Here is a 13,177-nt window from a genome sequence, read left to right on the forward strand (position 1 = left end):
AAAAAATATAAAAGAATATTTAATAAACCACTCAAAATCAACGATAAAAATAAATATTATTTTTGGATAAACAAAACCGGAGATCATGAAAATATTTCTGCGAAAGAGCGTATTCATTTGTACCATTTTTATCTTCGGATTCCTTTATCTGCTTGCAAAAATCCCAATGCAGTTCGAGTTATTAGATCCAATTGGAAAGGCTCTAAAAGACTTCGAATTGACGGATTTGGTATACAGCCAATTACGAACTGAACAAACATTAGACACCAATATTGTCCTGGTCAATATTGCGCATCTTTCCAGATCCGAGATTGGAAAACAAGTTGAGATTATCAATAAATATGAGCCTCAGGTTATTGGTATTGATGCTTTCTTCAGGTCAAAAAAAACCTTTCAGCAAGACATTCAATTGATCATGGCTTTATCTCAGGTAAAGAATCTGGTATTGGTTTCGGATTTAGAAAGACCAAATGCAGATGCAACTTGTTTTGACTCCCTGGGCACTTCTCATCCACAATTCAATGATTTTGCTCAAAATGGTTTTGCTGACGTTAAAACCAGTGAAGTCAGCTTTCGAACCATTCGAAAATTCACACCATCTTTTTGTTTGAAAGACACCAACTATCTTTCGTTTCCAGCTAAACTAGTTGAATTATATGATCCATCTAAGGTAGAGAAACTACTAGCCAGAAATAACGAACTTGAGATTATTAATTGGCGTGGAAATTATAGTAAGTTCTACAGAATAGATGCTCAACAACTCCTGGATGAAGAAGGTGATTTTTCTTTTATCAAAGGGAAAATCGTTATTATGGGATTTCTTGGTGAACGAGAATTAGGGGAAAAGTCATTGGAAGATACATTCTTTACCCCATTAAACCCTCAATCTGCTGGGCGCGCATATCCAGATATGTATGGAGCTACAGTACATGCCAATGTAGTCTCTATGATATTGAGTGAAGATTATATCAATCAACCGCCAGATTGGATCATGATTTTAATCGCGTTTCTACTTGTATATTTTAATGTAGCGATTTTTATCTGGATTGGAGATCATCATAAAGTTTACTACGACCTCATTACTAAAATGTTGATTTTGGTTGAAGTCGCATTACTTTTTGGAATCGTCATGTTTATTCTCCTTTACCTCCAAATCAAGATAAATCTTACTGTGGCTATTATTGCGATTATCTTTTCGGGTGACCTTACTGAGCTTTATGTTGGGTCACTTAAAGATTTAGCCATTATTGGACTCCGAAAAATTGGTTTAAATCCGGATAAATACAGATCCAAAGAGAATTAACTTCTTCTCAGATAGATTTTCTGACCAGGCTTTAACTGTGCGTTTTTAGATAGATTATTGTACTTCATAATCTTCTTCATCTTTACACCATATTTCTGAGAAATTGTCCAAATCGAATCCCCGGATCTCACAATATGATATGTTTGCGCTCCTTTATTTCTTTTTGGTTGCAGGTATACGATTTGGCCTTCAATAAACTTATAATCTTTTGATACGTTGTTGTATAATTTTATCTGCCATGGTCCCATTTCCATTTTTCTTGCAATGGTTTCCGGGGTATCTCCTTTCGAAGCTACGATATACTTGATCTTGTTTTTGGATAGCTTCACCATAGGTTTTGCATAGTAATCTACGTCTCCAAATTGATCGTTATTATCATATGATTCGTTTGGCGATTTCACCTCAGTATTAGGTGTCTCATTCCCTTCGTTTTTTTGATCTTTCGGCTTCTTCTTACCCAAAGCAATTTGATCATATTTATACAATTGATGATCTTCAATAATTTTAATTAAAAGCTTTGGATACTTTGGGTTTGTAGCATACCCTGCCCTCTTCAATTCATTCGCCCATCCTTTATAATCCGTGATTTTTAACTCAAAGCATTTGGCATACCGTTTTTTATGTAAAAAATCTGCATGGTCTGCATACGAATCATAGACTGATTTATATACCCTAAAGCACTCTCCCTTCTTATCATCATCATGATACGTACGTTCTCCTGTCCAGGAACTATGACATTTAATCCCAAAGTGATTATTAGACTTTTTTGCCAATTCACTATTTCCATTGCCACTTTCCAGAAGTCCTTGCGCTAGTGTAATACTCGCTGGCACCTTATGTTTACGCATATTCTCAATCGCAACATCTTTATACTTCGCAATATATTGTTCACGTGTCATCTTTGATTGTCCACTTGCACTACTATACAACGCAATCATCAATACACTCCAAATAACATATTTCAACTTTCTCATGTGAATTTCAATAAATCTTAACCAACAAAGTTACATGTGTCTCCAGACGTCTTTCAGCATATCTTCTATTGGATACAAACAGGTTAGTGTTAGTATTCCTATCTAATCTGATGCCAGTGGAATATTGAATCCGAAACGCTCATTTAATCCTCTATTTCCCTGTACACCACCGGTATGAATTGCCGTAATAACGCTACCTTTTGGGAAATAGTCTTGGGTTATCATTTTATATAGTCCAAACATCATTTTGCCGTTGTAAATTCCATCCAAAACAAAACCATGTTTTTCATAGAAAGCCTTTAGAAAATCTGCTAATTGTACATCCATTTTAGCAAAACCACCAAAGTGATATCTAGTCTCTACATTATAATTCTGCATATTCACACCTGCGTCTCTCAAAAACTTGTTAACCTCATCAACCATGAAATCACCTCCTTTCATAGCCGGAAATCCAATTACTTTCTGATTTTCTTCGGTTCCTGCTACAATTCCTGCCATTGTTGAACCTGTTCCACACGCCACGGTTATATGTGTAGTTTCTTTTGGAATTTCACTCACTATTTCTTTGCTCCCCCTCATTCCCAAAAGGTTACCTCCTCCCATTGGAACAAAAACAAATTCACCTTCTTCTTTCCTTAATTTGTTGAAATAATCCTGATTAATATCGTTGTAATCCGACTTCGAAAAAAAACGAATCTCCATTCCTAATTCCTCTGCCCGACTTAAAGTTGAATTACTCCTGTAAGATTCATAACCTCGAATTAATCCAATAGTATCAAAACCAAATAACTTTCCAGCCTCTGCTACTGCTGCGATATGATTTGAATAAGGACCTCCAACTGTGACTATTTTGTAGATTCCTTTTTCAGCCGAATCCAATAAATTATACTTCAACTTACGCCACTTATTACCTGAAATACCGGGATGTAACAAATCATCTCTAAGCATAAAAACCTGCACATCTTTACCATCAAATAAAGTATCCTCCAGCTTTTGAACATTAGATTTTTTTTGTGGCCAAATCATATCGCAAATAAAGCGGTTTTCTACAGAGAATGCAGAAACTGAGCACCTAATTTTTAAAATCAAAAACACTTATTATTCAATCAACAATATCCTTAATTTTGCAGCTTATTTTTTTGACACATGAACATATCATATAACTGGCTTAAAGAGTATGTAGACGTTGACTTAGACGTGAACAGAATTGGTGAATTACTTACAGATTCAGGACTTGAAGTGGAAGGTATTGAAGATTTCATTTCTGTTCCTGGTGGCTTTGAGGGATTATTTGTAGGTGAAGTTTTGACATGTGAAAAACACCCTAATGCAGATAAATTAAGTGTAACAACTGTAAACATCGGATCAGATGAACCTTTGAATATTGTTTGTGGTGCTCCCAATGTTGCAGCTGGTCAAAAAGTAATTGTAGCCACTGTGGGTTGCACATTATATCCAGTTTCTGGAGAATCATTCAAAATCAAAAAAGGAAAAATCCGTGGAGAAGTGTCCATGGGAATGATTTGCGCTGAAGATGAAATCGGTCTGGGAACAAGTCATGATGGAATTATGGTTTTAGATAATTCGTTAATTCCAGGCACACCTATTTCGGATGTTTTCAAAGTAGAAAAAGACAAAGTCATTGAAATTGGTCTTACGCCAAATCGCGCTGAAGCTGCTTCACATATCGGTACAGCACGTGATCTTGTAGCATTGTCAGTTGTTACTGCCGACCTAAATGTTCCAGAGATCAAATGGCCTAATGTTGACACGTTCAAAGTTGACAATACCGATTTAAACATTGATGTAACCGTTGAAAATACAGAAGCATGTGTCAGATATACCGGTGTTTCTATGACCGGTGTTGAAGTAAAAGAATCTCCGGAATGGTTGCAAAATAGATTAAAGGCTATTGGGTTAAGCCCAATCAACAATATTGTAGATATCTCTAATTTCGTTTTACATGAAATCGGACAACCACTACACATTTTTGATGCGGATCAAATTAAGGATCATCAAGTTAAAGTGAAAACTTTAGCTTCCGACACAAAATTCACCACGCTAGATGAAGCAGAAAGATCATTAAATGAAAGAGATTTAATGATTTGTGATTCTTCGGATGCAATGTGTATCGCAGGAGTTTTTGGTGGAATGACTTCCGGAGTTTCTGAAAACACTAAAAATATTTTCATTGAATCAGCTAACTTCAACCCAGTCTGGGTTAGAAAAACAGCAAAGCGCCATGGTTTAAATACTGATGCTTCCTTTAGATTCGAAAGAGGTGTTGATCCAAATCTTACGGTATATGGATTAAAAAGAGCTGCATTATTAATTCAGGAAATCGCTGGGGGGCAAGTATCTTCTGAAATTTCTGATTTCTATCCAAACCCGGTAGAACCTTACGCTGTTGATTTTAGAATTTCCTATTGCAACCGAATTATTGGGAAAGAGATTTCTAAAGAGGAAATCATTAAAATCCTAAATGGATTAGAAATTACAGTTTCGGAAGATCAGGGAGACCTATTGAAACTTGCCGTTCCTTATTACCGTGTAGATGTACTTAGAGAAATTGACGTCATTGAAGAAGTACTTCGTATCTATGGCTATAACAATATAGAACTTCCTACCAAGTACAATGCTTCGGTGATTTCTCAGGATGGTTTGGATCATGAAATTCTTTTAAATAAGGTTTCCGACCACTTAACCAGCAACGGCTTTATGGAAGCCAAGTCCAACTCATTAACATCATCTGCATACTACGAGAATTCTGAAAACTGGCCAGTTGCCAAATCTGTCAGAATGAAAAATCCATTAAGTCAGGATTTAAATGTGATGCGACAGACTATGTTGTTTGATGCTTTGGAAGCTGTAAGACACAATCAAAATCGTCAAACCAATGATTTAAAGTTTTACGAATTTGGTAAAACATATCAATTAAATGATCAAATTCAGGAAAGCCATAAATTGTCATTGACTTTGGTTGGCCGAAGATATCCTGAAAACTGGAGTACTGATAGCGAAAAGGTGGGTCTACAAGATTTAAAAGGCTACGTGCATTCTGTATTTAATTTACTACATCTGAACAACCAAAACATTGAAATTTCTGATCAGGTAATTTCAGATTTTGAATACGGTATCGTTCTAAAAGTAAATAATGAAATTATTGCACAAGGTGGTCTTGTTTCTAACGAACACGTGAAGACTTTCGGTATTAAAAGTGATGTTTTCTTTATTGAAATTGATTGGTCATTTATTAAAGAACTTTCCGGCACACATAAAATCAAATATGTCCCGGTTCCAAAGTTTCCTCAAATGAGAAGAGATTTATCTCTATTGTTGGATAATCAAATTCAATTTGGACAGATTGAAGAATTGGCAAAAAAAGTGGATCGCAAACTTCTAAAAGAAGTCAATCTGTTTGATGTTTATGAGGGGAAAAATCTTCCTAAAGGGAAAAAATCTTATGCAGTTAGTTTCACCTTCCAACACGCGGATAAGACACTTACTGATAAACAGGTAGACAAGATTATGCAGAAGTTGATTAAAGAATTAGGTAGTCAGCTGAATGCTGAATTGAGATAAGGTTTCAACAAAACTTCAAGAGCCCCTATTTGAAAGAATCAGGGGCTTTTTTGTACAATTAAACAACTAGTAACCAAAACCATATTAATCGTTTCTTCCTTTAAATTCTTGTCTATCTTTATGTATCTTTGGTATTTAACGCTAATACATCTACGATGGCTCGAACCAAAATCTCAGTACTTACGGAGGATAAGTGGCTGGAAGAAAAAACTGCTTACGAAATCCAGAAATCTGAATATGCGGTAGGATTTATAGGTGTCTCCGAATCACATCTTCTTAACTACCTCAAAAAAAACACCATATATAATCACATACTACTCATTAAGCCTACACCCGAAAATCAAATGGCATTTAGTGAAACTTTTTTAAGGTCATTATGTAAGATTAACGTAATCATTATTGGTGGTCCTTTAGCCGATGAGCATAAAGCTATTATTCAATCCAGTCATATCAGCGGGTACCTCACCTTAAAAGATATACATGCGACTACAATAAAAGAAATGGTTTTTCAGATAAACAAATTAGGATATTTCCCAAATGATCATATTCCTATCAGGTACTGGATCAACTCTCCAAAGAAAACCCAGGAGTTAGTGCAACCCAAATTCACGAATAAAGAAAAGCTTATCCTTTTCCATATGTGTCATGGATTTACCAATGTTGAAATTGCTGAGATTATTAAATCAAGTATCTCAAATGTTCGCAACCACGTTGAAAGAATGAAAGCCAAAGCACAGGTACAAACCAATATAGAAATGGTCGCAGTAAGCGTCTCCAACAATTGGATACAATTGTGTCGTGAAAATTTTAAAAGACATAACCCATATATCATGAAATTAACCCGTTAAAATCAGCCATGTGGTAAAACCACCACATTTTTTTTCATCAATTTGTTTCAAGCCCCAGCCTTAATATTTCAATATCCTATTTACTCTAGATTTTATAAAAGTTAATTATTTACCATTTCTGTGGTAAATCTACCATTTGTTTCAATTCTTGTTTTTAGCAACTTTACTCTGAGCAATATTGCTCTTTTTAACTTTAACTTATTATTTATATGAAACGATTAATCTTATTCTCTACATTAATTCTATTTCACCTAATCTCAAATGCTTGTATCATAAATTCTCCGATCATTACTAATGCCTCCTGTTTAACAACAAGTGATGGAGTAGTTAATTTTCAAACAGCAAATTGCGGTACCCTTCAATTTCTTTGGAATGATGGTGTATCATCAACAAATGTTAGAACTAATATGAGTCATGGAACTTATACTGTAACTATAACAGACCCTTTGCAACCAAATAACAGACCTATTACGAAAACAGTCATCATACCTGTTGATGATTTTTACTTAACAACAACCTCTACAGATGTTTCATGTCCAATTAACTGTGATGGGACTGCTACTGTTGTAGCGGTTTCGACCAGTCCCAGTATTAGCTATCTATGGAGCAATGAGAAACTAGCAATTCACTTCTCTCACTTTGTCAAGGAACATACAGTGTCACTGCAACGAATAACACTTGTGGCACTAGCTCTTCTAGTTCGGTTGTCGTAAATAATGCTCAAGCACAAAACAATACTAGCCACCTAAATACAATAAATCAAACCAATCAAAATGATATCATAACAAAAACCATAAAAGATGACGATGGAAATATTTATATTTTAGGTGATTTTACTGGTGAAAGTATAATTGGAGGATTCACTATTGATGCAGGAGGGAACTCTATTCAACAAAACGGAGTTTTTTTAGCTAAATATGACCCCTGTGGAAATCAAGCATGGGTATTTTATATTCAGAATGCTAACACTATACCTTACGATATACAGTCTATTGATTTATTTTTCCCTATCTGGAATCAAAACACAATTTATTTTTCTACTAATTTAGAAGGCTCCCCTCAAGGAAATTGGTTTAACTATAATTCATCAATTGGAAACTCTACGAATTTCGGAATAAGTTCTGCAAATTCTGGTCATAGGCTTTTTACTACTGCAGTAAGCACAAGTAATGGTCAATTTTCAGCGAATTGGAGTTACCCTCTAGCTTTAGGTGATCAGATTAAATGCGTTAGAGTTACAGGACACTTAAACAATAAAGTGTTTTTATATGGCGGACAAATAAATGGGCAAGCTAAAGTATTAAGAAGACAAAATACCAATATAACCGAAGTAATTGAAGATAAAAACCTAGGTAACATTGTTTCTGATTTTGAAATTAATGATAATGGAACAGAAATTTATGCTGCAATAAACTTAATCAGCTCCTCTGCCATATTGGATGGAGTAAATTCGGTTTCAGCGCAAGGAGATGCTGTTATATTAAAAGCTTCAATTTCCTCAACATGGCAGGCACCTTCATATATTAAAGAAGCTAAGGGCTCAAATGTAATCATTAATGATATCGATATTGGTCTAGACGATTACGATTGGCTTACTGCTGTTGGTACATATAATGGTACAACTCCAAACTGGAGCACCCGCTACACTCAAATTACCTCTAATACGGAAACGGCTTTAATCGCCCAGTTCAACAAAAGCAATCTTTCAAATTCTGGGACCTATCAATTAGATGGAGATTTTACTTCCGCAAGTGCAACAGCTGTAACTACAGATTATGATGATGTCATGGTAACAGGTATTATCAAAGATGGAGATTGGTACAGTATTGATGCCAACGGAAGCCAGAACAGTACTTCCTCAGTAGGCAGCGGACCAGGAGTCAACACCATGTGGGCAGCCAAATTTAGTTCTGGTCCTACGCAAACGACATGGCTAACCGGAGCCGTGAGCACCCAAAAAAGTATGGTTGTCAATGATATCGTTTATGATGCAGGGACAGATTTATTCTTTATTGGTGGAGGGTATGGTGACAATGTCTCTTTTTATCCCCACTCTCAATTACTCTTTCCTAGCTCTATAGGAAGTGACCAATTGGGATATGTGATCAGAGGAGTTAGTTCTACTGCCTTTTTCCACAAAACAGCACTTGGAAACGAAACAGATCAACAATTATCCGATGTTGAAAATATAGTGACCATGTATCCTAATCCCAATAATGGTACATTTAACTTAAACATTCAATCAGAAACAACAGGCACATTACAAATTACTATTTACAATGTAAATGGCACCAAGGTATATTCCAACGAATATGATAAATCATCTCATTCATTTGATCAACAGTTATCTATTTCTGATCTGACCTCAGGAATTTATATGATGCATATTAGCATTAACGGCACGACTCAATATCAAAAGTTTATGGTTAAGTAATTGGGGCTTTATATAAAATTTAAAACAGCTATGGTTTTATTTCCATGGCTGTTTTATCCTCCAACGCGTTTCACGTTATAACCATCTTTTTTGAGTAATTCCATCACCTTATCTCTCACCTCGCCCTGAATAATTATTTCTCCGTCTTTTACAGAACCTCCTACTCCACATTTAGATTTTAATGCTTTTCCCAAATCTTTCAAATCTTCGGAAGAACCAATAAAGCCTTCGACTATCGTTACGGACTTTCCCTTTCTCTGCTTACGATCAATTAATACACGTAAAGTTTGCTCTTCAGGAGCAAGGGTTTCCATTTCTTCATCTTCATCGTATGAATATCCATAATCCGGATTTGTTGAATACACAACGTCTACTCTTTTTTTCTTTTTCGCCATTCTACAAAGTTATATGAAGCTAAAAAGCTTACTACAGGTTTTCATATTTTTTCATCGTATTGTCGCTTCTTTTCTTTTCGTAGCTAATTTTGCCTCGCATTAAAAATACATTTATGAATACGTTAGGAATTATACCAGCTCGATTTGGTTCAACAAGATTAGAAGGCAAACCTTTGGCGGACATTGAAGGAAAAACAATGATCCAACGTGTTTATGAACAAGCTTCTAAAGCTATGGACGATGTGTATGTGGCTACGGATGATCAACGTATTGAACAAGCTGTTCTTGATTTTGGTGGTCAGGTGGTGATGACATCTCCACATCATACTACAGGGACTAATCGCTGTTTAGAAGCTTATCAAATTATTAAAACTCTATCTGACAAGAACTTTGATGTAGTTATTAATGTACAAGGAGATGAACCCTTATTGGTGCCAGAGCAATTAAACGAGTTGATTTCTTGTTTCGAGGATTCTAGATCAGAAATCGCTACATTGATCACTCCGGTTTTAAGAATGGATGATCTTTTCAATGAAAGCGAAGTCTTTGTGGTCTTTAATAAAGAGCAATTCGCTCTTTACTTTAGTCGCGCTGTTATTCCTCATATTCATGGGACGCACAAGACTAAATGGATGGATCATAATACCTACTACAAACATTTAGGGCTTTATGGATATACACCTAAAGCCTTAGAGCAATTTGCTCGACTTCCACAAACCAATTTAGAACTTACGGAAAGTTTGGAACAAAACAGATGGATCGAAAATGGTGGTAATATTAAATTGGCCATCACCCAATACGATAGTATTCCTGTGGATACTATTGATGACCTGGAAAGAGTTCGTAAAATTGTCAGAGAAAGGCAAAAGTAAGCTACAGCATAGTTAACCCTATCCAAAAACCATCTACATTTGCCACATATTCGGGGTGCTTTTAAAGCTGAGATTATACCCGTTCCCGCATGGGGATATACCTGATCCGGATAATGCTGGCGTAGGTAAATAGTTATCTCGATTCCGAATACGTATATATTTTATTATTCATTCTAATACTTTTAGAAATGCGTATTTTTTCATTCAAATTTATTCTCACATTTATAATTGTTGTTTTACAATTTTCACTTTCCGCACAACACTCTATTTCGGGAAAGGTCACAGATACACAACAAAAACCACTTATCGGAGCTACTGTTTATATTAAAGGAACGTATACAGGAGCATCTACTAATATTCATGGACAGTACAATATTAAAAGTGTACCCGAAGGTAAACTAACCATTGTTGCATCCTATCTGGGGTATCAACTCATTGAGAAAACAATTACGGTAAAGAAAGCAATCACCAATCTTAACTTTGAACTACCAGTATCAGCTGTTAGTATGGAAAAAGATGTGGTCGTAACAGCCAATAAAGCTACCATTCAGACACCTATTGCTTTTCAAGATTTGGATAGTACATATTTGTCCGAGAACAATATCGGTGTAGACTTACCTTACATTCTTCAAAATGCTACTTCAGTTGTTGCTTCAAGTGATGCCGGGAATGGTATTGGTTATACATCCATGCGTATTCGAGGTAGCGATGCCACTCGTATTAACGTAACCATTAATGGAATTCCTTTTAATGACCCTGAGAGTCAGGGTACCTTCTTTGTAAACCTTCCAGATATTGCCACTTCTGCGAATGATATTCAAATTCAGAGAGGCGTGGGGACATCTACCAATGGCGCAGGAGCTTTTGGTGCCAGTGTAAATATCAATACTACTGATTTAATCAAAGAGGCTTATGGAAAATATACTTTTGGAATTGGTTCTTTCAATACTTTAAGAAACTCGCTTTCTTTTGGTACCGGACTTACTGAAAATGGATTCGCTTTTGATGGTCGATTATCCTTGATTTCATCTGATGGCTATATTGATCGTGCAACAGCAGATTTAAAATCGTACTATGCGAAAGCCGGTTATTATGGCAAAAAATTCTCCGCAAAATTCATCACATTTGGAGGAAATGAAAGAACGTATCAATCATGGAATGGAGTTCCTCAAGAATATTTAGATACCAACCGCACCTTCAATCCGTACAACTATAAAGATCAGGTGGATAATTATTCACAAACGCATTATCAGTTGCATTTAAACTATGCGATCAATACGCATTGGAAAGCTTCTATTTCCGGATTTTATATTTTAGGTAAAGGCTATTACGAAGAATATAAAGGAACCGATTACAATACTTTGTTGGAAGGAAGCCGTGAAGATTTTGCTGATTATGGTTTAAATCCTCTAATTATTGGTGGAGATACAATCACAGAAACCAACCTGATTCGAAGAAGATGGTTAGATAACAATTTCGGGGGTATGGTATTTAATGTAACCTATTCGAAAAATAATATTAAAGGTGTTATTGGTGGTGGATACAATCAATATTCCGGAGATCATTTTGGTGAGATCATCTGGGCAGAATATGCTTCAAATTCCCAAAAAGGCCATCGCTATTACGACAATACCGGTGATAAAACAGATTGGAATATTTATGGCAAAGTAAATTGGCAAACTACTGAAAAAATCAACGTTTTTGCAGATCTTCAATTGCGTCAGGTAGGGTATAAAGTTTCTGGAATTGACAATGACCTTAGAACTTTAAATGTGGATACGACTTTAACGTTCTTCAATCCAAAAGCTGGTATTTCTTATACCTTCAACAATGAGTCGCAATCTTACATTTCTGTCGCGGTAGCCAATCACGAGCCAAATCGTAATGACTATATCGATGCACCACCTGGCATTACCCCAAAACATGAAACACTTATAGATTTTGAAGGTGGATATAGATATGCCAATAACAAATGGGCTTTTAACGGAAACCTTTACTATATGGCGTACGACAATCAACTTGTACTAACCGGAGCTGTAAATGATGTGGGTGGAGCGATTAGACAAAATGTAGATCAAAGTTTTAGACGCGGGGTTGAATTGGAATTGGGATATCAAATTACCAAAAAGCTTTCACTGAGTTTAAACGGTACATTTAGCCAGAATAAAATTAACTCTTTCACCCGTTATACAGATGATTGGTATAATGGTGGTCAAGTACAAACTGAACTGAAAGATACTGACATTGCATTTTCTCCAAATATCATTGCAGGTGGAATTCTATCATACAAAACACCTATGTTTAACAAAAATGATGAATTAGAGGTGGCGTTAATCTCAAGATACGTTGGATCACAATATATTGACAATACACAAAGTGATGAACGCAAGCTGGATGCCTATTTCACTTCAGATTTACGTCTACAATATTCTTTAAGTGATTTTGGATTACGTAAAATGAATATCAATTTCACCGTTAGAAATATCACTAATTTACTATATGTAAGTAATGCATGGGCCTATACGTTTGTATATCCGGATAGCGGTTGGGATCCATCTGATGGAAACCCATATGTTCAGAAAAACAGTGAACCAAATGGATATCAAATGGTTGGATTATTCCCTCAGGCTGGCACCAACTTTATGCTTGGTCTTACTCTTGATTTCTAAAAACTGATAACTATTTCCATCCCTCAAATGCACTGGAAACACTGACATTTGAGGGATTTTTCATTCTTTTCCAACTACTTTTCCGCCCCTGTTCATTCAT

General features: G+C 35.7%; 9 protein-coding genes and 1 riboswitch. Of the genes, 6 read left to right on the plus strand and 3 right to left on the minus strand.

Going from position 1 to position 13,177, the window contains the following annotated elements; genetic code table 11:
- Positions 1 to 85: 85 nt before the first annotated feature.
- Positions 86 to 1,303 (plus strand): CHASE2 domain-containing protein, encoded by a 1,218-nt coding sequence (locus KFE94_03470; GenBank protein UTW67186.1) that lies wholly within the window; start codon positions 86 to 88, stop codon positions 1,301 to 1,303.
- On the opposite strand, the gene KFE94_03475 is transcribed toward KFE94_03470, so the two are convergent.
- Together KFE94_03475 and KFE94_03480 are read right to left on the minus strand one after the other, a co-directional pair.
- Positions 1,300 to 2,277 carry a glucosaminidase domain-containing protein gene (locus KFE94_03475; GenBank protein UTW67187.1) on the minus strand — a complete coding sequence of 326 codons (978 nt, stop codon included), beginning with the start codon at positions 2,275 to 2,277 and terminating at the stop codon, positions 1,300 to 1,302. The genes KFE94_03470 and KFE94_03475 overlap by 4 nt on opposite strands.
- 102 nt (positions 2,278 to 2,379) lie before the next feature.
- The gene (locus KFE94_03480; protein ID UTW67188.1) at positions 2,380 to 3,303 is read right to left on the minus strand and encodes a 1-aminocyclopropane-1-carboxylate deaminase/D-cysteine desulfhydrase; all 924 of its coding nucleotides are present in this window, start codon (positions 3,301 to 3,303) and stop codon (positions 2,380 to 2,382) included.
- 120 nt (positions 3,304 to 3,423) lie between these two features.
- On the opposite strand from KFE94_03480, the gene KFE94_03485 reads away from it, so the two are divergent.
- From KFE94_03485 to KFE94_03495, 3 genes are all read left to right on the plus strand, one after another.
- A complete protein-coding gene (locus KFE94_03485) occupies positions 3,424 to 5,859 on the plus strand; it encodes a phenylalanine--tRNA ligase subunit beta (GenBank protein ID UTW67189.1) in 2,436 nt (811 codons plus the stop codon).
- A gap of 155 nt (positions 5,860 to 6,014) precedes the next feature.
- Positions 6,015 to 6,707 (plus strand): response regulator transcription factor, encoded by a 693-nt coding sequence (locus KFE94_03490; protein UTW67190.1) that lies wholly within the window; start codon positions 6,015 to 6,017, stop codon positions 6,705 to 6,707.
- A gap of 1,258 nt (positions 6,708 to 7,965) precedes the next feature.
- A complete protein-coding gene (locus tag KFE94_03495) occupies positions 7,966 to 9,141 on the plus strand; it encodes a T9SS type A sorting domain-containing protein (protein ID UTW67191.1) in 1,176 nt (391 codons plus the stop codon).
- Between the two features lie 53 nt (positions 9,142 to 9,194).
- Here KFE94_03495 and KFE94_03500 read toward each other — a convergent pair whose 3' ends face one another.
- Positions 9,195 to 9,536, minus strand: a complete 342-nt coding sequence (locus tag KFE94_03500) for a translation initiation factor (protein UTW67192.1) — start codon at positions 9,534 to 9,536, stop codon at positions 9,195 to 9,197.
- Between the two features lie 113 nt (positions 9,537 to 9,649).
- On the opposite strand from KFE94_03500, the gene kdsB reads away from it, so the two are divergent.
- Together kdsB and KFE94_03510 are read left to right on the plus strand one after the other, a co-directional pair.
- On the plus strand, positions 9,650 to 10,408 hold the full coding sequence (gene kdsB / locus KFE94_03505; GenBank protein ID UTW67193.1) for a 3-deoxy-manno-octulosonate cytidylyltransferase: 759 nt from the start codon (positions 9,650 to 9,652) through the stop codon (positions 10,406 to 10,408).
- A 41-nt stretch (positions 10,409 to 10,449) separates the two neighbouring features.
- Positions 10,450 to 10,553, plus strand: a riboswitch (TPP riboswitch).
- Between the two features lie 43 nt (positions 10,554 to 10,596).
- Entirely contained in the window at positions 10,597 to 13,077 is a 2,481-nt protein-coding gene (locus KFE94_03510; protein UTW67194.1) for a TonB-dependent receptor, read from the plus strand.
- The last annotated feature ends 100 nt before the right edge of the window (positions 13,078 to 13,177 follow it).

Source organism: bacterium SCSIO 12643, assembly GCA_024398135.1.
Lineage (GTDB): Bacteria > Bacteroidota > Bacteroidia > Flavobacteriales_G > Salibacteraceae > CAJXZP01.

Coding starts and splice junctions, on each gene's coding strand:
- KFE94_03490 (UTW67190.1), top strand. CDS start 6,015: ATGGCTCGAACCAAAATCTCAGTACTTACGGAGGATAAGTGGCTGGAA.
- KFE94_03470 (UTW67186.1), top strand. CDS start 86: ATGAAAATATTTCTGCGAAAGAGCGTATTCATTTGTACCATTTTTATC.
- KFE94_03475 (UTW67187.1), bottom strand. CDS start 2,277: ATGAGAAAGTTGAAATATGTTATTTGGAGTGTATTGATGATTGCGTTG.
- kdsB (UTW67193.1), top strand. CDS start 9,650: ATGAATACGTTAGGAATTATACCAGCTCGATTTGGTTCAACAAGATTA.
- KFE94_03500 (UTW67192.1), bottom strand. CDS start 9,536: ATGGCGAAAAAGAAAAAAAGAGTAGACGTTGTGTATTCAACAAATCCG.
- KFE94_03480 (UTW67188.1), bottom strand. CDS start 3,303: ATGATTTGGCCACAAAAAAAATCTAATGTTCAAAAGCTGGAGGATACT.
- KFE94_03485 (UTW67189.1), top strand. CDS start 3,424: ATGAACATATCATATAACTGGCTTAAAGAGTATGTAGACGTTGACTTA.
- KFE94_03510 (UTW67194.1), top strand. CDS start 10,597: ATGCGTATTTTTTCATTCAAATTTATTCTCACATTTATAATTGTTGTT.